At 49.8% G+C, this 24,742-nt stretch carries 21 protein-coding genes and 1 pseudogene; 15 read left to right on the forward strand and 7 right to left on the reverse strand.

Features of this window, described 5'->3' with window-relative positions:
* Positions 1-183: 183 nt before the first annotated feature.
* Positions 184-345: a hypothetical protein gene (locus tag P4S53_RS02225; RefSeq protein ID WP_169449965.1), complete on the forward strand. Its 162-nt coding sequence runs from the start codon at positions 184-186 to the stop codon at positions 343-345.
* 117 nt (positions 346-462) lie between these two features.
* On the opposite strand, the gene gcvT is transcribed toward P4S53_RS02225, so the two are convergent.
* Positions 463-1,581 carry a glycine cleavage system aminomethyltransferase GcvT gene (gcvT, locus tag P4S53_RS02230; RefSeq protein ID WP_337111178.1) on the reverse strand — a complete coding sequence of 373 codons (1,119 nt, stop codon included), beginning with the start codon at positions 1,579-1,581 and terminating at the stop codon, positions 463-465.
* A 236-nt stretch (positions 1,582-1,817) separates the two neighbouring features.
* Positions 1,818-2,447: a helix-turn-helix domain-containing protein gene (locus tag P4S53_RS02235; protein WP_027251068.1), complete on the reverse strand. Its 630-nt coding sequence runs from the start codon at positions 2,445-2,447 to the stop codon at positions 1,818-1,820.
* 571 nt (positions 2,448-3,018) lie between these two features.
* Here P4S53_RS02235 and P4S53_RS02240 point away from each other — a divergent pair.
* The 3 genes from P4S53_RS02240 (at position 3,019) to gcvP (ending at position 7,781) form a co-directional block, all read left to right on the forward strand.
* Positions 3,019-4,314: a serine hydroxymethyltransferase gene (locus tag P4S53_RS02240; RefSeq protein ID WP_337111179.1), complete on the forward strand. Its 1,296-nt coding sequence runs from the start codon at positions 3,019-3,021 to the stop codon at positions 4,312-4,314.
* Between the two features lie 102 nt (positions 4,315-4,416).
* The gene (gcvH, locus tag P4S53_RS02245) at positions 4,417-4,791 is read left to right on the forward strand and encodes a glycine cleavage system protein GcvH (protein WP_046221130.1); all 375 of its coding nucleotides are present in this window, start codon (positions 4,417-4,419) and stop codon (positions 4,789-4,791) included.
* A gap of 107 nt (positions 4,792-4,898) precedes the next feature.
* Positions 4,899-7,781 carry an aminomethyl-transferring glycine dehydrogenase gene (gene gcvP / locus P4S53_RS02250; protein ID WP_337111180.1) on the forward strand — a complete coding sequence of 961 codons (2,883 nt, stop codon included), beginning with the start codon at positions 4,899-4,901 and terminating at the stop codon, positions 7,779-7,781.
* A gap of 252 nt (positions 7,782-8,033) precedes the next feature.
* Here gcvP and P4S53_RS02255 read toward each other — a convergent pair whose 3' ends face one another.
* Positions 8,034-8,669 (reverse strand): LysE family translocator, encoded by a 636-nt coding sequence (locus tag P4S53_RS02255; RefSeq protein ID WP_337111181.1) that lies wholly within the window; start codon positions 8,667-8,669, stop codon positions 8,034-8,036.
* 272 nt (positions 8,670-8,941) lie between these two features.
* Between P4S53_RS02255 and P4S53_RS02260 the strand changes: the two genes are divergently transcribed.
* Together P4S53_RS02260 and P4S53_RS02265 are read left to right on the forward strand one after the other, a co-directional pair.
* Positions 8,942-9,868: a zinc dependent phospholipase C family protein gene (locus tag P4S53_RS02260; RefSeq protein ID WP_337111182.1), complete on the forward strand. Its 927-nt coding sequence runs from the start codon at positions 8,942-8,944 to the stop codon at positions 9,866-9,868.
* Positions 9,865-10,266 (forward strand): hypothetical protein, encoded by a 402-nt coding sequence (locus tag P4S53_RS02265; RefSeq protein ID WP_337111183.1) that lies wholly within the window; start codon positions 9,865-9,867, stop codon positions 10,264-10,266. Before P4S53_RS02260 ends, P4S53_RS02265 begins: the two co-directional genes overlap by 4 nt.
* Positions 10,267-10,379: 113 nt before the next feature.
* Here P4S53_RS02265 and P4S53_RS02270 read toward each other — a convergent pair whose 3' ends face one another.
* Both P4S53_RS02270 and P4S53_RS02275 read right to left on the reverse strand, forming a co-directional pair.
* Positions 10,380-11,510, reverse strand: coding sequence for an alpha/beta hydrolase (locus tag P4S53_RS02270; RefSeq protein WP_337111184.1), 1,131 nt, complete (start codon positions 11,508-11,510; stop codon positions 10,380-10,382).
* A gap of 83 nt (positions 11,511-11,593) precedes the next feature.
* A complete protein-coding gene (locus tag P4S53_RS02275) occupies positions 11,594-12,628 on the reverse strand; it encodes a helix-turn-helix transcriptional regulator (protein ID WP_337111185.1) in 1,035 nt (344 codons plus the stop codon).
* Positions 12,629-13,333: 705 nt separating this feature from the next.
* On the opposite strand from P4S53_RS02275, the gene P4S53_RS02280 reads away from it, so the two are divergent.
* The 6 genes from P4S53_RS02280 to P4S53_RS02305 all read left to right on the forward strand — a co-directional run bounded on the left by P4S53_RS02280 (position 13,334) and on the right by P4S53_RS02305 (position 20,167).
* Positions 13,334-15,220 carry a thiamine pyrophosphate-binding protein gene (locus tag P4S53_RS02280; protein ID WP_337111186.1) on the forward strand — a complete coding sequence of 629 codons (1,887 nt, stop codon included), beginning with the start codon at positions 13,334-13,336 and terminating at the stop codon, positions 15,218-15,220.
* Between the two features lie 94 nt (positions 15,221-15,314).
* On the forward strand, positions 15,315-16,940 hold the full coding sequence (locus P4S53_RS02285) for a flavin monoamine oxidase family protein (protein WP_337111187.1): 1,626 nt from the start codon (positions 15,315-15,317) through the stop codon (positions 16,938-16,940).
* Positions 16,941-17,185: 245 nt separating this feature from the next.
* The gene (gene cobT / locus P4S53_RS02290; RefSeq protein ID WP_337111188.1) at positions 17,186-18,223 is read left to right on the forward strand and encodes a nicotinate-nucleotide--dimethylbenzimidazole phosphoribosyltransferase; all 1,038 of its coding nucleotides are present in this window, start codon (positions 17,186-17,188) and stop codon (positions 18,221-18,223) included.
* Entirely contained in the window at positions 18,224-19,003 is a 780-nt protein-coding gene (locus P4S53_RS02295) for an adenosylcobinamide-GDP ribazoletransferase (RefSeq protein WP_337111189.1), read from the forward strand.
* A 1-nt stretch (position 19,004) separates the two neighbouring features.
* Positions 19,005-19,559 carry a bifunctional adenosylcobinamide kinase/adenosylcobinamide-phosphate guanylyltransferase gene (gene cobU / locus P4S53_RS02300; protein ID WP_337111190.1) on the forward strand — a complete coding sequence of 185 codons (555 nt, stop codon included), beginning with the start codon at positions 19,005-19,007 and terminating at the stop codon, positions 19,557-19,559.
* Positions 19,556-20,167: a histidine phosphatase family protein gene (locus P4S53_RS02305; protein ID WP_337111191.1), complete on the forward strand. Its 612-nt coding sequence runs from the start codon at positions 19,556-19,558 to the stop codon at positions 20,165-20,167. The genes cobU and P4S53_RS02305 overlap by 4 nt, the downstream gene beginning before the upstream one ends.
* Positions 20,168-20,289: 122 nt before the next feature.
* Here P4S53_RS02305 and P4S53_RS02310 read toward each other — a convergent pair whose 3' ends face one another.
* Positions 20,290-21,750 carry an aerolysin family beta-barrel pore-forming toxin gene (locus P4S53_RS02310; RefSeq protein ID WP_337111192.1) on the reverse strand — a complete coding sequence of 487 codons (1,461 nt, stop codon included), beginning with the start codon at positions 21,748-21,750 and terminating at the stop codon, positions 20,290-20,292.
* 541 nt (positions 21,751-22,291) lie between these two features.
* On the opposite strand from P4S53_RS02310, the pseudogene P4S53_RS02315 reads away from it, so the two are divergent.
* From P4S53_RS02315 to P4S53_RS02325, 3 genes and pseudogenes are all read left to right on the forward strand, one after another.
* Positions 22,292-22,643 (forward strand): annotated as a pseudogene (locus P4S53_RS02315) (GlpM family protein).
* 105 nt (positions 22,644-22,748) lie between these two features.
* On the forward strand, positions 22,749-23,213 hold the full coding sequence (locus tag P4S53_RS02320) for a DUF3291 domain-containing protein (protein ID WP_337111193.1): 465 nt from the start codon (positions 22,749-22,751) through the stop codon (positions 23,211-23,213).
* A gap of 88 nt (positions 23,214-23,301) precedes the next feature.
* Complete coding sequence (locus tag P4S53_RS02325; protein WP_337111194.1) at positions 23,302-23,706, forward strand: hypothetical protein; 405 nt, start codon at positions 23,302-23,304, stop codon at positions 23,704-23,706.
* Between the two features lie 94 nt (positions 23,707-23,800).
* On the opposite strand, the gene P4S53_RS02330 is transcribed toward P4S53_RS02325, so the two are convergent.
* The gene (locus P4S53_RS02330) at positions 23,801-24,589 is read right to left on the reverse strand and encodes a hypothetical protein (protein ID WP_337111195.1); all 789 of its coding nucleotides are present in this window, start codon (positions 24,587-24,589) and stop codon (positions 23,801-23,803) included.
* Positions 24,590-24,742: the final 153 nt, after the last annotated feature.

Here is a 24,742-nt window from a genome sequence, read left to right on the forward strand (position 1 = left end):
CACAGCTTGATTAAGCTGGAAAAATAGACACAGTTGAAAGGTCTAGTGAACCGGAAAAGCTGTCACGAACTTTGTGCCCCATCCAGTAACAAAGTGCATCAGCAGCGTTTTCTGTCAATGGCTCACCCGTCACATGCGGCGAACGAGTCATCACTCAAAACAAAAAAAGAAAGAGAGAAAAGAATGAACGCTGAAATACTGAATAAGCAAGAGCAAGAGCGTGTGATCGCTGCCCTGAATGAATGTTACCGTCGATTGGAAGCTGCTGAACTGACGCCGCAGGAAATTTCGCAAGAAGGCTTCAGTCTGATGTTTACCTCGGCCTACAAAATGATTGATTGCTAAGAGTAAACACGAAACATCCTCAGTTCCCCCTGCTGATGTTTACTGCAATGAAAAAGGAGCGCATCGCGCTCCTTTTTCATTTTCTGCCAGCAGGTTCACCCTGTCTGACGCCATTCATCAGCCACGGTAGTAACGCTGTGGTACGAACGGCATTTTCTCCACTGTCATTGGCAGTTTCTTACCGCGCACTTCAGCGAAAATTTCCGTGCCAATGGCTGCAAGTTCCGTTTTTACATAGGCCATCGCAACCGGTGCTTCTTTGGTTGGGCCAAAGGTACCGCTGGTCACAATGCCGATTTCATTATCATCTGCATCAAACAGCTTGCTGCCTTCACGAACCGGCGCTTTCGACTGACCAATCAGGCCCACACGTTTACGGGCAACATCTTTGGTCTCGATTTGCTTCAAAATCAGCTCGGCACCCGGGAAGCCACCCGCACGCTCACCGTCTGCACGACGAGGCTTGCTGATGCCCCACAGCAGGCTGGCTTCTACCGGCGTAGTGGTGGTATCAATGTCATGACCATACAGGCACAAGCCACACTCCAGACGCAGTGAATCCCGTGCGCCTAGACCAATCCACTCCACTTCTGCGTAGGCCAGCAAGGTACGCGCCAGCGCTTCCGCTTTCTCTGACGGAACAGAAATTTCGTAACCGTCTTCACCTGTGTATCCAGAGCGGCTGACGTAACATTCTGCGCCCAGCAGATCCAGTTTCGTGGCGTCCATAAACAGCATATCGCTGACAGCAGGATTCAGACGCGCCAGCACTTCAGCGGCTTTCGGGCCTTGCAGAGCAAGCAGCGCACGATCATCGATAATTTCCAGCGTCACATCAGCAGGAAGATGCGCCTGCATATGCGCAATGTCTTGCGCTTTACACGCCGCGTTCACAACGACAAACAAGTGGTCCCCAAAGTTGGTCACCATCAGATCATCCAGAATGCCACCGTCTTCGTTGGTAAAGAAAGCATAGCGCTGCTTACCTTCCGGCAAATCGATGATGTCGACAGGAACCAGGGCTTCCAGGGCTTTCGCGGCGTTTTCACCGTGCAGACGCAGCTGCCCCATGTGGGAAACATCGAACAAGCCGGCAGATTCACGGCAGTGAATGTGCTCTTTACGCACACCCAGCGCATATTGCACTGGCATATCGTAACCCGCGAACGGAACCATTTTGGCGCCCATCTCAATGTGAAGGGCATGCAAAGGTGTAACCAGAAGATCCTGAGACATTGATATTTACTCCATTCACCGCACAGCGGCTGTTGCATCAATTTCTGTGACAGATTGATTGAACCTGTCACTGTATAGATGTTGCTAGCAAGTAGATAAACTGTATCTCTTGTTTCCAATAGTAGATAAAGTTTCCTATCTCTCAACCTAGCCGTTCTTAAAGTGCGACAGAGGCGGTGTTTCCCCTCTCTGCCATCTGTGTCTGTTGCCGTGCTAGTACCGTGCTAGCGCGGCAGTCATGACGCCGTCACCCAAAGGATCAGCGCGTCTTCATCGCTGACTGACACCAGCATGTGCCCCATGGTGGCATCGTAATACACTGAGTCGCCTTCACTCAGGCGTACCGGTTCATAGAACTCCGAAAAAAAGGTAATTTTCCCGGACAGCACAAGTAAAAACTCTTCGCCGTCGTGCCGGATCCAGTCTGAATAATCATCAAAATGACGGGCACGAACCCGCGACTTAAAGGGCATCATCTTTTTATTGCGTAACTGGGTCGCCAGCAATTCATGCTCATAGGTCGTGGTGGGATGCGGCTTGCCCTCACCTTGTCGCGTGATGTCTCTGCGGCCGGTGGCCACCAGTTGCTTGGGCGGCGCAAACAGTTGCGGAATATCTATCTGTAATCCGGTGGCCAGTTTCTGCATCGCCTGGAAGGTCGGCGAGATTTGTTCATTCTCAATTTTAGATAAGGTTGAGCGCGCCAATCCGGTACGCTTGCTGGCCTCTTCCAGTGTCAGGCCGTGGGCCATACGTATTTCTTTCAACCGCTTGCCTAGCTGCAACGGCTCAATATTCTCTGACTCCCGTTCCCTGGCGACAGTCAGTGATGGGTACGGATCCACTTGTTGTTCATCACTACTCATTTTGCCCTCCGAGGCACGTCTTTCAATCATTCTTACACAAGCTGTTAACAAGTGGGAAGCCAGGCAAAGACAAAACCATGACCTATACAACATATTTGAAATAAAGTTTCCAATAGGAAACACGAGAGAATATCTGACACATTTTTCTGTGCCGGACACCCGGATGTTCCACTGCCAGTATCGCGATGAGAACCACGCAAAAGGCAGCACAATCGGCCATCAGAGTGCATGAATACTGGCATCAGCCACTAAAAAGAATTAGAGCTCACACACATTTCTGCCAGATAAGTACCGAAAATTTGGTCCCTATCATAGAAATTTACATGACAAGAAGCAAACGTTTGCGTAAGATTGCGGCCACTAAAGTGAACGATAATCCACTATTGGAAATTCTGGTTTGATCCGTTATCAATAGAAACGTATGTAACGCACTTGTTAGGCAAATGCACTTCTGTGCTTCGCTTAAGCCAGGGAAGCGATAACAACGAGACATAACGACATATACCGCTCTGCGTACCGAGATACCGTACAGCACGAACCGGTTCAGAGCGCGAATTGAGGATAACGTGAAATGAAAGCTTCATACCAAAACCACGACTTGGAAATGTTCTTCTCAACCAACCTTGCCGAGGTTGATGGCGCAGTGAATGCCGGTATTGCCGCAGAGCTGAACCGCCAGAATCAGCAGATTGAGCTGATTGCCTCTGAGAACATCGTCTCCAAAGCCGTCATGCAAGCTCAGGGCACCTGCCTGACCAACAAGTACGCCGAAGGTTACGCAGGACGCCGTTACTACGGTGGCTGTGAGCATGTTGATGAAGTTGAGCGTATTGCCATTGCGCGCGCCAGACAGCTTTTCCAGTGTGAATACGCCAACGTTCAACCGCACTCAGGCGCACAGGCAAACGGCGCCGTGATGCTGGCGCTGCTGCAGCCGGGCGATACCATTCTGGGCATGTCTCTGGATGCCGGCGGCCACCTGACTCACGGTGCGCGCCCTGCCTTGTCGGGCAAATGGTTCAATGCCGTTCAGTACGGCGTCCGTCAGGGCAGCTGCGACATTGATTACGATCAGGTGCGCGAGCTGGCACTGGAGCATAAACCCAAAATGATCATTGCCGGCGGTTCTGCGATTCCGCGTCAGGTGGATTTCGAAAAATTCCGCGCCATTGCCGATGAAGTCGGCGCTTATCTGATGGTCGATATGGCGCACATCGCAGGATTAATTGCGGCCGGTGAACACCCGTCACCCCTGCCGCACGCACATGTGGTTACCACCACAACGCACAAAACCCTGCGCGGCCCTCGTGGCGGTATGATTCTGACCAACCACGAAGACATTAATAAGAAGATCAATTCTGCCGTGTTCCCTGGCCTGCAGGGCGGCCCGCTGATGCATGTCATTGCCGGTAAAGCCGTTGCTCTGGGTGAAGCGCTGGAGCCAGAATTCAAGCTGTACATCAAAAACGTGATCAATAACGCCAAGGTGCTGGCAGAGACGCTGCAGGCACGCGGTTGTGACATTGTCACTGGTGGCACGGATACCCATCTGATGCTGGTTGACCTGCGTCCGAAAGGCCTGAAAGGCAATCAGGTAGAAGAAGCGCTCGAACGTGCCGGTATCACCTGCAATAAAAACGGCATCCCGTTTGATCCTGAAAAGCCGATGGTGACATCAGGTATCCGCCTCGGTACACCGGCTGGCACCAGCCGTGGCTTTGGCGAAGCCGAGTTCAAACAAATCGGTGAGTGGATTGGCGATGTGCTGGATGGTCTGGCAGCCAACCCGGACGATAACAGCGAAACAGAACAACGCGTGAAGCAGCAGGTACAGAAACTGTGCAGCCGCTTCCCGATGTACCAGTAAATTCATTTTAATGTGACAGAAAATGGTCGGCAGGCAGCTATTTCACGCTCGCCTGCCCTCATAAATAACAAAGATGCAGAAACATTGCGCGAGGAGATTTAAATGAGCAACCTAAAGTTTACTGAAAGCCACGAGTGGGTCCGCGACAACGGCGACGGTACAATCACCATGGGTATCACTGACCACGCTCAGGGCCTGCTGGGCGACGTGGTTTTCGTAGACCTGCCAGAAGTAGGCGACAGCACTGAAGCCGGTGAGTCTTTCTCTCTGGTTGAATCTGTGAAAGCGGCCTCTGACATTTATGCCCCGGTCACCGGCGAAATCGTTGAAATCAATGAAGAGCTGAGCGACAGCCCGGAACTGATCAACGAAGCACCGTTTGAAGGTGGCTGGATTGCTAAAATCAAGATTGCTGATGTTGAAGAACTGAGCAAACTGATCGATGCTGACCAATATCAGGCAACCATCGAAGAGTAATGGAACACTGCGGCTTTCAACATGAAAGCCGTTTTTCCACCCAAGAGAATTCTCGCCATTGCCCAGACATTCACGGGCAATGTGTAGTAACTGTTCAGGAAAGAACCATGACCGACATGAACCTTTTACATGCACTCAGTGACGACAAAGCTTTTGCTGCCCGTCACAACGGCCCAAATGACGCACAGCAGGCAAAAATGCTGCAGACCATTGGCGCCGACAGCATTGACAAGTTGATTGAAGAAACTGTACCGGCTTCCATCCGTCTGAAAGAAGCGATGAAGCTGGATCAGCCACAAAGCGAAGCAGACATGCTGTCTGCACTGAAGACGGTTGCCCGTAAGAACGTCATCAACCGCAGTTTCATCGGTCAGGGTTACTACAACACCTTAACGCCGAACGTGATTCTGCGTAACGTGCTGGAAAATCCGGGCTGGTACACGGCGTACACCCCGTATCAGCCTGAAATTTCTCAGGGCCGTCTGGAATCGCTGCTGAACTACCAGCAGATGATCATGGATCTGACCGGTATGGAACTGGCGAATGCTTCCCTGCTGGATGAAGCCACTGCAGCCGCAGAAGCCATGACCCTGTGTCAGCGTGCCAGTAAGAGCAAGAGCAAAGCTTTTTTTGTCTCTACCGATCTGCACCCGCAAACCATTGACGTGGTTGTGACCCGTGCTGAATACATTGGTATTGAGATCATCCGTGGCAAAGCTGACGAGCTGGACAAACACGACGTATTCGGTGCGCTGGTTCAATACCCGGGCACAACCGGTGCGATTGCCGATCTGGCTGACATCATTGAAAAAGCACACGCCAAGAAAACCCTGGTGGCGGTTGCTTCTGATCTGCTGGCGCTGACGATTCTCAAAGCACCGGGCGAAATGGGTGCGGACGTGGTCATCGGCAGTGCACAACGCTTCGGTGTCCCAATGGGCTTTGGTGGCCCGCATGCCGGCTTCATGGCAACCAAAGATGCGCACAAACGGACCATGCCAGGCCGTGTCATTGGTGTATCAAAAGACGCCAAGGGCAATCAGGCGCTGCGTATGGCGATGCAAACGCGTGAGCAGCATATCCGCCGTGAAAAAGCGACCTCCAACATCTGTACTGCTCAGGCGCTGCTGGCCAATATGGCAGCCTTCTATGCGCTGTACCACGGTCCTGAAGGTCTGCGTAAAATCGGTCGCCGCGTGCACCATCTGACCGCAATTCTGGCCGCCGGTCTGCGTAACGCGGGTCTGGAACTGGTGAATGATACCTTCTTTGATACTGTGACCATCAACACAGGCAAACAAACCGACGCTATCTACAAGAAAGCCCTGGCTGCCGGTATCAACCTGCGCAAATACAGCGACAAGCTGGGTGTGAGCCTGGATGAAACCACCAAAGTGGCTGACGTCGAAGAACTGCTGGAAATTTTCACCGGCCAGGCACTGAAAGCCACCGCTTTCACTGACGATATTGCCGCTGACGAATTCGCGGCGATTCCGCAAAGCTGTCGCCGTACCAGTGAGTTCCTGGCTCACCCTGTGTTCAACCAGTACCACAGTGAAACGCAAATGATGCGTTACATGAAGAAACTGGAAAACAAAGACTATTCTCTGACCCACGGCATGATCCCGCTGGGCAGCTGTACCATGAAGCTGAATGCTGCAGCAGAAATGATCCCGGTGACCTGGCCTGAATTCGGTGGCTTGCATCCGTTTGCACCTGCCGATCAAACTCAGGGTTATCAGGAACTGGCAAGCAAGCTGTCTGAAATGCTGTGTGAAATCACCGGCTACGATGCTTTCTCACTGCAGCCGAACTCTGGCGCGCAGGGTGAATATGCCGGTCTGATTGCGATTCAGCGCTACCACGCGGCCAATGGCGACAGCCACCGGAACGTGTGTCTGATCCCAAGTTCTGCCCACGGCACAAACCCGGCTTCTGCTGCCATGGTGTCGATGAAAGTTGTCGTGGTTGGCTGTGACGCCAACGGCAACATCGATGTTGAAGATCTGAAAGCGAAGATTGAGAAACACCGCGATAACCTGTCGTGCATCATGATTACTTACCCGTCGACGCACGGTGTGTATGAAGAAGCGGTGCGCGAAGTGTGCGAACTGGTTCATGCTGCTGGCGGTCAGGTTTACCTGGACGGCGCCAACATGAACGCTCAGGTTGGCCTGACCAACCCTGGTTTTATCGGTTCGGACGTTTCTCACCTGAACCTCCACAAAACCTTCTGTATCCCGCATGGTGGCGGCGGTCCGGGTATGGGACCAATCGGTGTGAAATCACACCTGGCACCTTTCCTGCCTGGTCACGTTGAATCCGTGAAAGCAACCGAAGGTGCTCAGTACGCGGTTTCCGCTGCCGAACTGGGTTCAGCCTCGATTTTGCCGATTTCTTACGCTTACATCGCGATGATGGGATCGGAAGGACTGACTCAAGCCACGAAGCTGGCGATTCTGAATGCCAACTATGTGATGGAACGCCTGCGTGACCACTACCCTGTACTGTACCGCGGTACTCACGGTCGTATTGCGCACGAGTGTATTATCGACATCCGCCCGCTGAAAGAAGCCTCTGGCATCTCGGAAGAAGACGTTGCGAAGCGTTTGATGGACTATGGTTTCCACGCGCCGACTATGTCTTTCCCGGTCGCCGGCACCCTGATGATTGAACCGACCGAGTCGGAAGATCTGACCGAGCTGGATCGTTTCTGTGACGCCATGATTGCCATTCGTCAGGAAATCGCCCGCGTTCAGTCTGGCGAGTGGACGCTGGAAGACAACCCGCTGGTCAATGCACCACATACTCAGGTTGATCTGATGGATGCCGAATGGACGCACGCTTACAGCCGCGAGCTGGCGTGCTACCCATCCGCGCACAGCAAAGGTGCCAAATACTGGCCAACCGTCAACCGGGTCGACAACGTCTTCGGCGACCGGAATCTGGTCTGCTCTTGCCCGGGTATTGAGAACTATATCGAGGATTAATTGATCCTGATCACAGATAACCGAGTTGGAAACTAACTTGAATAACAAAAGGCGAACCGTTTGGTTCGCCTTTTGTTTATGTCAGATCAGGTCTGAATTAGTACACGTAAGTTCAAATGTAATTGTCCACTTCCCCTATGCTGAGACAGTCTAAACTGGAGATTTCTGCCACAAAACAAAGCGAGGCGCATGGCCTCGCTTTTTGTTTATCCCCCACATAGCAATGATTCAGGCTGCTTAGCTTCCTACCGGTTAGCTTTGTGAAGTGAGCAACAACCGGATCCCGAACACGCCGAACAGACTCGCCGTAAACCGGGATAACCATTTCTTGGTCGCGATACCAACCGATAATCGACGACTGAGCGACGCCGACATCCAAGCGATTAAATGGCACCACAACATGCCGTTCACGTTAAAAATCAGTCCCAGCACAATAAAAGCCAAGGCCTTATTTTCGCTGGATGCAGAGATGAACTGCGGCATAAATGCCAGAAAGAAAACTGCGATTTTAGGGTTAAACAGGTTGGTAATAAAACCCTGATAGTAAATTCGCTTTAACGATGCCTTTGGCTTTCGCATTACCTCAGTGTTACCGTCAGCACTGCTGCTTCTGAGCATACTGATTGCCATGTAAATAAGGTATGCCCCACCCAGTATTTTGACCACAGTAAATGCAGTCGCGGAAGAAGCCAGCACGGCGGATAAACCCAATGCCGCGGCGACAATGTGAATCATTGTTCCCGTCCCTATCCCAAGCGCAGTCGCCGAGCCTGCTTTAAACCCCTGCGTTGCCGCTCGTCCGGCAATCAGCAACGAGTCAGGGCCGGGAATCATATTCAGTAGCAAGCCGGAGACAACAAACAACCATAAATTCTCAATACCCAACACTTTCTTTCTCTCCTCGCTTTACACCCGGGAAACTGCTCAACTCAGCAACACAACTGCTGCAACCCAATGATCCGATGTCAAGATTCTCTCGGGATGACCAGAAACCCGTACACTGATTAGCCGACGCACAATATACGGAAAGAGAAACACAGAAAAAAGCACTAAATCATACCAAATCGCGACAGAACCACACTGTCATTGTATGAATCAGATCGCATAATTATTCATTCACACCGTCTACAATCTCTCCAGCCATATGAATGGAGAAGATTATGCCTGGTGCATTTGCTCATATATCAACCGTCGATAAAGCTTCTGAGAATACAGCGCTCAGGAATCTGAACGTTCCGAAGCACGTGAAGAAAACGCTGTCTCAATACAAAGCGTTTTTAGAATTTGGCTGTGTCAGCCCAGATTACCCCTATCTTGCCATCGGGAATCATGCTCAAAATAAATGGGCGGATGAGATGCACTACAACGAGGTGGGCAAGTTCATTGCGACCCTGATCGATCTCATCAAACAACTGGACGCTCCCCATCAGGAAAAAGCATTCGCGTGGCTGTGTGGGTTTGTGGCACATGTTGCCGCGGATATCACGATCCACCCGGTTGTCGAGCTGAAGGTTGGCCCCTACAGTGAGAACGCCAAAGATCACCGGATCTGTGAAATGCATCAGGATACCTATATTTGGCATAAGGTCATGAATTTAGGGAATATTGGTCTCGCAGACCGGGTCAAGGAAAATATTGGCAGTTGCGTGGATGATAACGATGACGATGCGATTGATCTCATCATTCATGATGTCTGGCAGACAGCACTGGTTGCGGTTTATCCGCATTATGCACAAGAGTGTACGCCAGACATTAACCGCTGGCATCACGGTTTTCAGACGGTGGTGAATCACGCTGAAGAATCACACAAACTGTTCGCCTGGGCGCGACACGTTGCCTCTGCTCAGGGTCTGACTTACCCGCTACCTGAGGAAGTCAACAGTGAGTTCATCGAAGGATTACAAACGCCGCATGGCATTCAACACTATGACGAGATTTTTGACCGGGCCGTGTCAACCATCCAGTTATTTTGGGAGAAAACCGCTGAAGCGGTTTTTGATAATGGTGACACAGACTTCTTTAAAAACTGGAACCTTGACACTGGCTATTGCGAAAGCGGTGTATTAACAGCATGGGTAAAAATATGAAAGGGTTAATCAAATTCGTACTCTTCATGACATTAACGTCATGCTCCGCCCAGGCAGAGTATTCCGATGAAACCATGTACGATCTGGCGTCTATCTTAAAAGATGTCGCCCAAGCAGTAGACGGTGAGATCAAATTTGGCGAGATAAACAATCTGGCGGATGAACAAATCATTGCGAAAGCCATGTCTTCCGCGCCTGACAAGCTGGCTAAACTCAGCGAGTATCAGATGATTTTAGACATTCAGGGTGATCACGCCGTGATGTTACTGTGCGACGGTGATGTGGCACTGATGGAAGATGCCGGCTGCAACGCAGCTTTTGACAATAGCTACTGGCATCAGCCACAGCACAACACGTGTAAAATTTCACTCAATGCCAGTTCGGTCTGCACTGAGTAGATGCACCTGAACGGGCCTCTCAGACGCACGACCTGAAGTGGATATCATCAGAAACCGCCCCAAAGTGAGCGGTTTCTGATGTGGCTTCTTTATAACGCCAATGACTTTCGTAATTATTTCACTTGAATCGTGACCGCATCAGACTCCGGCCATTTGATCTCGGTATCATTCAGATAGCGGTCAAAGAAAGTCCCCACACTTTGTTTCACAATCGCGTGCATCCAATTGCCCTCAATTCCTGATTGATAGCCAACCACCCAACGATTCTGATCCATAAAATCCCGGTGATTCGTATTGGCAATTGTCAGCAGATACGTCTCATGCCCGTTGTCTTCAAAGGCCTGATCAAGCACATGTTTGGGTGTTTGCAACAGCAACAATGGTTTATTGAGTGGCTGTGTACGAACATCCCCCAGCAGCAGACCATCCATGTTGACACTGGCCACACAGTCCGCCATCTGAGCACAGCTATTCATGGCTGCCGATCCGCCCAGACTGTAACCCAAAGTCCCGATACGGCTTTCATTCAGCTGATCATCAAAGCGATCCGGGTGTCCGGACAACCACTGATAAACTGCGGTGACGTCATGGGTGATTTGCGGTGCGACAACCTGATCAAAATACGCAAAGCCTTTATCCGTTCCCACGTCTTTCGCATCAGAGGGCACATAAGTGCCCACCGAACTGCCATCCTGAAAACTGGCAACTCCAGAAATGTAGGTATGATTGATAGACACCACAACATAACCGCGGCTGGCTAGGTCTTCCAAAAGCTCAGTATTATCAACCTCAAATAAAAACGCGCCATGAGAATAGAAGAGTATCGGCCAGCCCCTTCCTGAGGTTGCCTGTGCAATTGCTGCATCAGCTTGTGACCAGGAAGTGAGTTCATCCAGATCAAATTGGTTGGGGTGCACAGGCACGTTTTTCGGCCGGACACGGTCAAGGTAGCCGACCTGATGGCCCCATTGATCAAAGTAAGACTGGTATATGCCGCTTTTTTCCTGCGTGGGGTAATACACCCTGACGGGCAGACGACGCGTTTGATTCGGCATTGGACTCATGCTGTCTGGCCCGGCATCCAAGATATCAATGCTGGTCACCCCAACCCGATAAGGACCGCTTGGCGATGGGTAAACATGGGTATATGCCGTTTTTTTACTGTCATTGTCGTCTGAATCACAGCCGGTCAGCCCTGCTAACATCGTGATAAAGACTATCTTGCAAAGTTGTTTTAACATCATGGTTTTCTCCTCGTTCTGGACCTCCAGAATAAGAAGATCGGAGAATCATGCGTCCGGATACGGGAATCAGACGTCCGAATTGGCTAATTCGCACCTTGAAGCCGAGTCCTGTACTGCGATGGCGTACATTGCTGATATTTTTTAAATGCCGCATTGAATGTAGATTTTGAGTTAAAGCCCGATTCAAATGCCAGTTCCAGCAGCGCACTCGAAGGGCGCTTCTCCATCAGCGCACAAACATGTGTGATACGTCGCTGGTTGACCAGATCATAAAACTTGATTCCCATTGCCTGATTCAACACCTGTGTCAGCAAATAAGGTTTAACACCCATTTCCCCGGCCAGTGACGACAGGCTTATCTCAGGTTTCAGGTAATATTGTTTATCATCCATCAACATCAGAACCGTCTGACTCAGGGCCATCATCACATCGTCAGGCTGGCTGTCCGCTGCTTCGTCAGGTAATTCAACCATCACCTCAAAATTCATCAGCGTCGGTTGAATCAGCAGGCAACAGGTCATCACAAACAGAAGCAAAGACACCGTCAGATACGGTAAAGGGAAATGCGTCGCCAAGATAGCCTGTGGTATCACCATGACCATGGCCAAGATCAGACTGGCGCATATCCCCCACAACACCAGCAAATTCGCATTGGATAACTTAGCCTGAAACATTGCCTGCCGTGTCTGATAGCGCCACACGAGCCGGATACTTGCCAGGCAATAGCCCAGATAGAACACAATCAGCAAGATCCCAGACAACTGGTGCCTCGCCGAGATCCCTGTCTCCCCTGGCGCGACAAGCAAGTCCGCACATAACAAGCTCAGTGAAACCAGCGGTAACAAATGCACTGTATCCCGGCGAGTCAGTGATCTTTGGGTTAAACACAGACGTATAAAAAGGAAAAACAGCACCGGATAAATCAGCGGCCACATCATATTGATGCGGGATGTCAACCAGGCCTGATGCCAGGCAAGGTTGAGCGAAAGATCCAGCGCGAAGCAAAAATGGATACCCGCCAGCAACCAAAACACATGCTGCGCTTTGCTTTTCATTGCTAAATAAACGCCGAGCACAATACTCTGAATCATACCTGCCAGCAGAATCGATGCGACCATGACACTCTCACTTCAATTTATCTATTCTCTATAGAGTTATGAATAAAAATATCATGAATCATCAATAGCCTACACGAAAAAAAACAGCAGAAATACAGGCGAAAAATAATAGTAATCACTTTGCAACCGTCATTAACTTGACTTCAATAAGCTGTACAGATGGTAATTCTTGCTAACCGATTCATCTCAGAGATAAATAAACACATCAATAAACAGAGAAAAATAACAACTTAAAAAGTCACAATACACTTTTGATCCCTTACACTATTCGTTATCAAAGCGGGTCAGAAAGGGAGCAAGCATAGCATTTCTCTGATGGCTTGATGGAAAATGCCATTCTCCATATCAGTTCAACAACCACTTAAAACAATTAAAAACATAAACTTACTCACATCACATCGCACAAATACAAAACCATCAAAATACCCGTGGCGCACCGGACACCATTAAAATTTATGAATATAGATCTATCCGAAAGATCCACTTCACTTTAACTAAGTTAAATCAATCACATATAATGACAAATAAGGTAATAAGTTAAGAATTAACGTACACCATAATTTTTCCGGCGCATGTTCTAACTCTCAATAAATAAATTTGAACATCAATATCCGCTGAACTAATGTCGAAATACAAAAAATTAACTTTTTGTTTACATCACACCAACAGGGAGAGTGTTGTACCCTCTATCAACAAGGATAAATCATGTCTGACATGCCTCCTCGCATCATGCGCGATTATTTATATGATGCGCTCAACCAACTCAATATCCGCCAAATTTTTGGCGTTCCTGGCACCAATGAAATTCCCATTATCGACGGCACCTCCTACGCTGAAAATAATGTCGAGTATGTCGAATGTTTACACGAAAACATTGCGATGGGTGCCGCGATGGGTGCTGCACGCATGACCGGAGAACCCGGGGTTCTGGTGGTTCACATCACCCCGGGTATCGCACACGGTATCGGCAACCTGTTCAACGCTTATCGCTCTCATACGCCGCTGGTGATTCTTTGCTGCCAGCAACAAAACGAGCTGGTCACTCAAGAGCCGCTGCTTTCTTCCAATATCAAAGAGTTAGCCAGTCAGTATTGTAAATGGTCGCACGAACTGCGCACCCCCTACGAATTCCCGCTGGTGCTGCAAAGGGCCTTCAAAGAAGCCAAAGCGCCGGCTTGTGGCCCTGTGTTTATTTCTATTCCCTGGGAATTCATGATGGCAAAACCCTTGCCGAGCCTGCCTGAAAAGCTGCCGGGTATTACTCGTATTCCCACCAATTTTGCCGGTGATCCGGATGAAATCAGACGTTTGGCTGAGCGCTTTGCACAGGCCAAAAACCCGATCATCATTGCCGGTGATGGTGTCGGGTACGACAACGCCACAGAACAATTGCAAGTATTGGCGCAAACTGTCGGTGCGCCTGTGGCGCTGCAAACCTTCAGTAGTTTGGCAAACTTCCCGAACGATGATGATCACTGGCAAGGCGAGCTGCCCGGTAACCAGGCCATGCTGCAAGCCATTTATCAGCAACATGATGTGGCTTTTCTGGTGGGCTACAGTAATCAGGCTCAGGTCACTGTCTTTAACTACGCCGATGGGCCGCTCATCCCGGCATCCGTGGACATTTTATATCTCTCGAATAACACCTGGGACATCGGTAAAAATTACTATGGCAGCCATGCCGTGCTGGGCGGGATCAGAGCCAGCCTGGAAAAACTGAACCAAGTCATAGCTCAATTACCGGTTTCTGGCGATATTCAGCAGGAAAGAGACGCCCGCAACCTGTTACTCAGCAAGCTCAGTGAGCAGCGCCGCAAGGACTGGGATGCCTATTTACTTCAGGCCCAGCAAAACGCTTCAGGGACCATTAACCCGGCACTGATCCCGCACTATTTATCTCAGGCCATTACCCAGCAAGGGCTGGCAAACGAGTTTGTTTATGTCCATGAAGCCGTGTCTGACAGCCCAAGCTTTCAGTACCTGATGCCGCTGAATCAGGAAATGAGCAAGCCGGTAAGCTACTACTGTGTCTCCGGCGGTTCACTTGGCTGGTCAATGCCCGCATCGCTGGGGATTAAAATTCAACCCACCGCAATTCAGGGTGTCACGCCCAAACTGGTGATCAATGCGGTCGGCGATGGTTCGTCCCTGTTTTACCCGCAAGTATGGTGGAGTGCCGCCAAATATCAGCTCGCCGTGTTGTATATCATCACCAACAACCGGGAATACCATACCTTGCAAAATGGCCTCGAAGAGGTGATTGGCTCTTATGGCTGGGAACCAAAGAAAAAGCCGGTAGAGCCGGACCCTGCCGATCCAACCAGTTACCACAATTACGACGTTGATTATCTGTCGTTGCAGCATCCTCAGCTCAATTTCCACCAGATTGCCAATGCCATGGGTGCCGACATTCAGGGGCAAGTGGTCGAAAAATCAACAGAGCTGAATGCCGCTTTACAGCAAGCGATTCACTACGTGCTGAATGAAAACAAACCCTATGTGCTGGACATCCGGACTGAACACGATCCAGCCGCAGTACAACAAAGCGGGGGCCGCTCAAAACGTCACCGACGTATCGACGTCCGCCTTTGAACTATTTCCACAGGGATCTTCTGGATGAAATCAACCCGGATCATGTCAGCACTCTGGCCTGATCGACCCCATTCTGCCTACAAGGAAAAGTAATATGAGTGAACATTATGATGTCGCCATTATTGGCGCTGGCGTCTCAGGCGTTTACAGCGCCTGGCAGTTAAAAAAGAAGTTCCCCGGTAAGCGCATTGCTGTTTTTGAAGGCAGCGATCGCGTCGGTGGCCGTTTACTGTCGGTCAAGGCGCCGGATGTCAATAACATGGTCGCTGAGCTGGGTGGCATGCGCATTCTGGATGTCAAGCGGCAGCCACTGATCCACGCATTACTGAATGAAATCAACCAGTTTTCTTCGCTGCCAGATCCGATAGAAACCTACCCTTTCCCGGTCGATACACCGGCCAATATCGCCTTTTTACGCGATGTACGGCTTCGGCTGTGGGATTATCAAAATAACCCGCATGCTTTGCCATACAACTACAGTCCAGATGCTTTTGGCAAAACACCTGGCGCTTTGGTAATTGAAGCCTTAGATAAAATCGTTCCCGGCATTACCGCCATTGATCTCACTGAAAAACAGCGCCGTGAAATGGCAATGAGTGCTGAATTCAATGGCAAAATGCTGTACGAACAGGGCTTTTGGAATGTGCTGCAAGTTGTGATGAGCAGCGAAGACTACAGTTACTGCCGCGATGCCGGTGGCTATAATTCGACTTTGTCGAACTGGAATGCCGCCGATGCCATCCCCTGGTTTCTGACCGATTTCGGTGATGGGGTGGAATACCTCGGATTTAAACAGGGCTTCCAGTCTGTGCCATTAGCGCTGGCCAGAGAACTTCAGGCGATTGGTGGCGAGCTGTTACTCGGTCACAAACTGAATGGTTTTGAACAGGTGAACGGTGTATTTAGCCTCAATTTCACCAGTGAATTGGCTAATACTGCACACAGTGCTATCCAGTGTACAGCCACGCATGTTGTACTTGCGATGCCAAGACGCGCCATCGACTTACTGGAACCGAATTGTCCTGTTTTGCAGCAACCGGAAGTGAAAGCCTTAACCGGCAGTGTCACGCCAAGGCCGCTGTTTAAATTATTTACGACTTATGCGTCCCCCTGGTGGGTTGAGCAATCCGGCATTGAAGCAGGACGCAGCGTGACTGACATGCCCGTCCGGCAAACCTACTATTGGCCAACCGACGAAGGACAACCTGCGTTACACGGCCCGGCAATTCTGATGGCAAGTTATGATGACGGCGTCAATGTGGGGTTCTGGGATGGTTACAGACAAAAACGTGGTTTGGCATGGAAACAACAGCTGGAAGTCCTGCCCTTACCAGAACACAAGGCATTTACAGGACGTCGGTTGAAACAACAAAATGTCGATCCGCAATGGGAAGCGCATCAGGCACCTGCGTCTATGATTGCGGAAGTCACCCGGCAGGTGAACCTGATACATAATGTGTCTGGCACTGATGCGGCTCAAACACTGCCGCTTCAGGCGGCATTTCGCGACTGGGGTGATGACCCTTATGGCGGCGGCTGGAACAGCTGGAATATTGGTGTGCAAAGTGATGATGTGGCACAGAACATCGTCCAGCCATTAGCAAATACTCATCTTTATATCTGTGGCGAAGCTTACTCCCACAGTCAGGGCTGGGTGGAAGGTGCACTGCAGACCGCCCAGCTCATGCTGGCGAAGCTGGAGGCCCAACTAAAGGCGTAAGGGAATGAATCACAGGCCAGGTATAATCTGGCCTGTGATGTCAATGACTGACAAAGCAGTGCCTTCTGTTTAGAGAAGAACCGTCCCGTCCAAAAATTTGAGCTCACCTGCATATTCCATTCACTGCTCCTGCCATTTTGACGTCACAATATCAAACACTTTGCTTTCACTGGATAGTGAACCCACTGGCGAGTAAACTGCAATACATTGATTATGGAAAACACTGAACCGGAGCGTTAAAAATCATGTTAGACACTCGCCACGCAGCAGTCATACAGGAACGTATCGATAACAAAACCAAGCCTCTGGGCGCCTTAGGGCAACTCGAAACCACAGCCCACCAGCTTGCTTTATTACAAAGTCAGGGACAAAAAGAAGCAGTTACCCACATTGCCTTAACGCAGCCGACCATGCTGCTGTTCGCCGGTGATCATGGCATAGCCAAAGAAGGCGTCAGTATTGCCCCCAGCGAAGTGACCCAGCAAATGGTGCTCAATTTCCTTGCCGGGGGTGCAGCGATTAATCAGTTCTGCCGCATGAACAACATTGACCTGAAGGTTATTGATTGCGGCATATTGCTCCCGGTTGAAACCGATCATCCTGATTTCATCGTGCAGCGTCTGGGTGCCGGAACCCATAACCTTGCCCAGAAAGCCGCCATGAGTCAGCAGCTGGTTGCCGAGGGACTGGAATTGGGCGCTTCCATTGCCAAACAAACCATCGACGCTGGCTGTAATCTGCTGATGTTCGGAGAAATGGGCATTGCCAATACCAGCAGTTCATCCGCCTTGCTGTCGGCGCTGAGTAAGACAGACGCAGCCTATTGCGTCGGTAAAGGCACAGGGATCAGTGATGCACAACTGGGCAACAAGATCAGTCTGATTCGTCAGGGCGTGGCCAGATACAATGAAAACGGAAAACCTGATGCATTGCGAACACTCGCTGAGCTGGGTGGTTTTGAAATTGTTCAGATGGTCGGTGCGTTTCTGGCGGCCAGTGACCAGCGTATTCCTGTTCTGGTCGATGGCTTTATCGTTTCGATGGCCGCTTATATTGCCACTTTACTCAAGCCGGAAGCGCGGGATGTGATGATTTTTGCGCACCGTTCTGAAGAACAGGGACATCAAAAAGTATTAGCCCTGCTCGAAGCCCAGCCGATGCTGGATTTAGGCTTGCGGCTGGGTGAAGGCACTGGTGCGGCACTGGCCTATCCCCTGCTTCGCGCCAGTGCGGAATTTTACAATCACATGGCCAGCTTCGCCGATGCCGGAGTCACGGTGTAAATGTTCAACCTTCGTTATCAGTACCAGTTATTCTGTCTGGCGGTGTCGTTTTTCAGCCGCCTCCCCATTCCGGCATCGACGCCCTATTCCGACGAACGGATGAATCGGGCCGGGCGTTACTTTGCCCTGGTGGGGCTGATACTGGGGATCTTGTGCGCCATTGCTTACAATCTCTCCGCAGCCTTGCTGCCACCACAGTTCGCCGTCTTTATCACCATGGTGTTCAGCCTACTTCTGACCGGGGCTTTTCATGAGGATGGTCTGACCGACATGGCTGACGGCATTGGCGGTGGCATGACGACAGAACGCCGTCTGGTCATTATGAAAGACAGCCGGATCGGCACTTACGGTGCCGCCACCCTGATCATGGCCTTGCTGGGTAAATTTATCATGCTCAGCTATCTGGCTGTACACACCGAACTGGCCGTGGTCCTGCTGATTGCCTACACCCTCAGCCGTACCGTGGCGGCCTCGCTGATTTTCGACATGCCCTATGTCAGCGACACCAGTACCAGCAAAAGCAAACCGCTCGCCAATGCCCAGACCGTCCCTGAGTTACTCTTTTCAGTGGCGACCGGTATCCTCGTTTGCATTGTGTTGGCGCCCGATCTGGCGCTGGTGCTGATCGTGGCGGCTGTTCTGTTTCGGATCGGTTTCAAAGCCTGGCTGAATGCGCGGCTTGGCGGATTTACCGGTGACTGTCTGGGCGCCGCTCAGCAGCTCATGGAACTCCTGATTTACCTGATCCTTATTGCCTCAGTTCACAACCAATGGGGATAAAATGACGATGCAAGCGACAGTGAGCCTCATACTCGGCGGTGCACGATCCGGCAAGTCACGTTTTGCCGAGCAGCAGGCTAAAGAAAAAGCAACACAGGGCAAAAGACTGCATTATGTCGCCACGGCCACACCCTTTGATGATGAAATGCGCATGCGGATCAAACACCATCAGCAGCAGCGTGGGGATGACTGGGCTGAACACGAATGTGCGTTGGAACTGGCAAACCTGTTAACTCAGTTTACCGCGAACGATGTGGTGTTGATTGAGTGTTTAACCCTCTGGCTGAATAACGTGATTTTCTCTCTGGAAGAGACATGCAGTCATGAGGCGCTGGAAGCGCGCATTGCCGAACTGGTTCAGGCTGCAAAAGACAGCCAGGCCCGGTTGATCTTTGTGTCGAACGAAGTCGGCATGGGTGTGGTGCCGCTCGGTGAAGTGAGCCGCTATTTTGTCGACAACGCCGGGCGCATGAACCAGCAGTTCGCCGCCATTGCCGATGAAGTCACGCTGGTAGCAGCCGGCTTACCACTCCAATTAAAAGGGAGCGCCAGGTGAAAACCTTCACCGTCACATTCATCCGCCACGGAAAAGTCAATGGCGCACCCGCTTTGTACGGCTCTACGGATATAGCAGTGTGCCCCGAGACCAATCAGGCGATCTGCCACGCCCTCACCCAGGCAGATATCGACTATCAAACCGTCATCAGCTCTCCTTTGCGTCGCTGCATATCACTGGCTGAATTACTGGCAGGTGAACACCCTCTGGTGTGCGAACCCGCATTGAAAGAAATGCACTTTGGCCAGTTAGATGGCACACCGTTTGAGGAAATAACCAGCACGAGCGCAGAGTGGCAACAGCTTGAGCAATTCTGGCACAACCCGGCCAGCTCAGGATTACCTGAGGCCGAATCGCTGGAAAACTTCAGTATGCGAGTGACTGCCTGTTGGAGCAGGATAGTCAGCGAGCTGCGAAACGATGTCTTGATCGTAACGCACGGCGGCGTGATTCGCGCCATAGTGGCAGATGTGCTTGGCCTCGACTGGAAAAATCCTCAATGGTATTCAAATTTAACGATTCGAAATGGCAGCGTCACCCAAATCCAGGTCACGGTGACAGATAACCGGCCCTATTTTGTCGTGAAACAGATTGGCGCAACATACTAACGATTTGACCTGACTGTTGCACTGTTCAAACCTGAAGCACAGGTACTTTCGATTGGAATTCGATCTGAACAAACCGGAAACCCCGTTGGGATTTCCGGTTGTTTTCTTGGGGCTACACAGTATTACACCCCGGTATTGGCCTTTCTGACAGAGACCTGTACATCCTTCAGGCCGGCATCTTCGAGTTGATCCTGAATGCTCTTTTCCATTGTGGCGGTATTTGAGTCACCCTGAGGAAGGGCTATTTCTTCAAAATACAGCTCGCCGGTGAACTGATCTTCGGCGTAAAACTGGCCTTTAACGCGTGCTTTCTTCGGTGCCAGTACTTTGCCTAACCAATAACGGGTGTCATAAGAACCCGCCGTTTGGGCGATCCAGTTCCAGTCCCAGGTTTTGTTCATGCCCGTAATATCACGGTGATCCCACTGGAATTCCAGACTCTTTTCATTGCCGGCGAAACGGCCAATCGCAAAGCTGGTATTAAAATCGGGTCTGTCTTCCGGGTGCCACAGCAATCCGTTGCCCGACCAGCGCATGAAACCATCAAAACCCAGCTCATACGATACATCCGCGTCAAAGACGTAAGGATAAGAGATATCTGCCCGGTACACGTTCAGCAACACTTTCAGTGCGCTATTGGCCGGTACAACCGGTCTTGCCTGAATCGTTACTCGGTTACTTTCTTCACCGCCACTGGTGCTTCCCCATGCCTGAGTCGCGCCAAAAGTCACGGAAATCGATTTATCTACGCCACCTGTGACATCAGGACTTTTGAACGTGCTGGAAACTGCGATACTTTCACTGAAGCTGTAATCATTACTCTGTGACCAACTGGTGGACGTGTTGTAACTGATATCAATGACGTATTGCTGCTGAATGCTGGTTTTATTGACCGCCGTCGAGGTGATCGTATTCACCAGCTGACTATTTGAATTCACGATAGAACCGTCGATTTTAAATGAAGCCGGATCCATGGTGTATGCAAAGTTTTTCGCCTTAATGGTGGTCATATCCTGGCAGCGGTATCCGTCACACGGGCCATCATTCCCCCGAATCTTCCAGGCGCTTTCGGTACCATCCCACCAGACTCTCATGTCATCGCCAACCTGGCTTCCTTTCGGGCCACCCACCCAGGCATAGCCCATATGGTGAGCCAGATACGCGGCAGGTTTTACAAAACCGTCCTGATCATTGAGCAATGTCCATTCAACACGCTCTTTGGAGCCTTCATCAATGGAAATCGCAGGGAAAGATAAAATGTTTGTATCGGCGTTCAGAGGATAACAAGCGGTATGGCTGGCGGTTCCCTGTTTAATTTCACCCATGTAACCGGGCCCCATAATGACCCAGCCATCGGCTAAAGTCACATAAGACCACTTTCCGATTTTGTTCATGATCGAATCTCGAAAACGCAGTGCTTCTGAACGCGTCACTGGCCGGAAATCGGCTTTACAGATTTCAGGACCGAGATTGTAATGAATTTCGACTTCCTCCGGATAAAACGCACTGGTTTCCAGTGCAGCAGCGGACGCTATATGACCAAAAGGTAATAAGATTAATAAAGGCGTTATTTGTTTTTTCATTGAGACCTTCTTATAGAAATGCTGGCTTGCATCAATGCAAAATCATCTGTAGCTAATAAAAGTTGCACTCATATGCAACGCCGTTATATCAATGCATTTAATATAAAGTCAATAACTTATTTTTATGCCTCTCTTTATTCATTCAATTAAATATCCCGAATAAAAAAGACAAATAACATATCAGTAAATCGCTATATTAGGAGATATATCGCCCATCAGGATAAAAACAAAAAACCATCAAAAACAACGCAGTAAAAATAAATACAACAATGTAATCGATCTCAAAAATTAAAACCCGATTTCAGTGGCAAGCTGTCATTAACAATAAAATCTTTGGCGCTCCATTACTATTAGAGCGATACATCACTTTGTATCCATTAAAAAACATAGATAATAATGTAATAAAAATATCTATACAGTCTGGCTGTCCAGTTTCAAGCCTTGATTGTAGAATATTTACTCTAGAGATAAAAACAAAATACTGTTCACAGTATTTTTATTGCAAAAGCTTATCATCTCATTTTTTGATGGATTGATTTCAATGGTATCCCTGTTTCTTAAGTGTCTGCTGGGGGGCGTTAGCTGTACTGCTGATTGCGATACTGTCTAAGAGTAAAAGTTTTTTCATTGCAGGTTTGGTGCCCTTATTTCCAACTTTTGCCTTAATTGCCCACTATATTATTGGCACAGAGCGAACCATGCCGGATTTGAGAGTGACCACTTTGTTCAGTCTGTACTCCTTAATTCCCTATGCCGCTTATCTGATCGCCGTATACTCCTTCAGTTATCGGTTTAGCCTATTCTGGACACTGGGCCTGGCAACTCTGGTATGGGCCGGTTTCGCTGCTGGCCTGCTGCTTGGCTGGAGCCGCTTGTATACCGGCATCGCCTGACAGCGAATGCCTTATCACTATTCAACATACTGTTGATGTGATTCAATGACGAGCAACATCAAAGACAAACACCCAGTGTTGGCTAACCATTTTCAAGGAAGAAGCATGAAACTAGCGCAACTGAACATCGCCCTTGCCAAATACCCCATGGATGCACCTGAAATCAAAGATTTTGTCGATAATCTGGATCCGGTGAATGCCATTGCAGAAAACAGCGAAGGTTTTATTTGGCGACTTCAGGATGAATCCGGCGATGCAACCAGTATCCAGGCATTCGACGACCCCAATATGATAATCAACATGTCTGTCTGGGAGTCGGTGGATACGCTGAAAAACTTTATGTTCCGGACCCATCACCGCGACTTCATGCGCCGCAAGGCGGAGTGGTTTCATCGTTCAGCGGAAGATACGTATGTGCTGTGGTGGGTAGAGGATGATCATATCCCGACCATTGCAGAAGCCAAAGAACGCCTTGATTACCTGAGAAATAAGGGCGACAGCCCATTTGCTTTTACGTTTAAGAGCAATTTTACGCCAGACGATGCGTTAGCCTTTGAGCTGGAAGCCTAGTCCCGCCGAAGACGAGTCATGAATATCTGCTATCTTTTTTTCATGTCATCAAAACATTTGAAATGCATGCAATCAGAAAGGAATCAACATGACGCGAAAGCAGCCACAACACCTTGCCGGCAGTTCGATTCGGCTGAGAAACGACGCGAGTATTGAGCTACTTGAGATGAATGACACTTTCTGGCCTCGCTTAATGGCTGGCGAGCTTGGTGATTTTCATCATGAATTTCTGGTCAGTTTGCACGAATTTACGTCTGACTGGTCAAGCAGCGAAGTGCATCCTGAAGGCGATGAAATTGTCATCCTGTTATCAGGATCTGCGATCTTTCAGCTAGAAATGCCGGAAGGAATACAAGACGTCAGGTTAGAATCCCCTGGCTCATACGTGTTTGTCCCCAAAGGTATATGGCACACAGCGAAAGTAGCACACTCGGCGCACATGCTGTTTATCACAGCCGGTGAAGACACCCGGCACAGGCAACATGACCACTAGAATCTTGCGAATAAATCAGGGCACTCAATGCGTGCCCTGTTCTTAAATATCTGCTACTTCAACATCACGTGCGAATTCGCCGATAAGAGCATCTTTAATTAAGAAATTGCATATTGAACCCTAAGAAAACCTGCCAGTCCGGATAGCCAGGACCATCATCAACTACCGAAAACTGCGGCTCGACAAAGAGGTTATACACTGTGTTGCCTTTTTTAATGACCTGACCCGCACCGATTCCCAATGGCACGCTATAACTGTCGTTCTCAAAGTTATAGACCCAGATTGGCGCAGCTCTCAGATAAGTTCCGCCACCCAATTGATAAAAGGCGAACGGCTGAAAAGCGGCGGCATTGACATCCTGCCGCGCATCTTCTCCGGCAAAACTGCCCTGCCAGGTCAGCAAATAACCATATTGGAATAAAGGTGAACTGGCATTAAACAACACGTTGGCCAAACCGGCAGACCACTTTTCACTACCCAATTCGTCTTCAGTTGCTGTGGGAGCCGTAAGCTGGGGTCCAATACCGAAACTCACCGCGGGATTCCCCGTATCCATCAGGTATGCGGCAAAAACATTGAAGTCCCCCATACCGGTTTGATGACCACCGGTTGGCGTTGTCGGGTAAGTGTTTACGGGCAAAGATGCGCGCATGATCCACTTTGTTTCACCGACAGAAAACGGCTTGGCGAAGCGTACCCAAAACTGATTCGCATACTCGTCAGATTCAGTGACCTCTCCAATGTAGTAATTTTGAAAGTTAAGCGCTGTCATGTTTGCCAGAGGGTTATTCGCTTGAGCGGCAGAGCTATCTGCGGCAAGTACCCCACCGGCGTGCAGTATACCGCCCAATGCCACCCAAGATTTCAACCACTTGAATTTCATACCATTTCCTTTTAGCCGATTGCTAATATAAGACAAATGATGTCTGACAAACTCCGGGACACCAATGCACTGACATACCGTCTGCCACTAAGGCTACTTTTTCTTACAGTGATGAGAACAAAAGTAAACAGATAAGAATAAAACTAGCATAGA

Source organism: Photobacterium sp. Hal280, from assembly GCF_037162255.1.
Taxonomy (GTDB): domain Bacteria; phylum Pseudomonadota; class Gammaproteobacteria; order Enterobacterales; family Vibrionaceae; genus Photobacterium.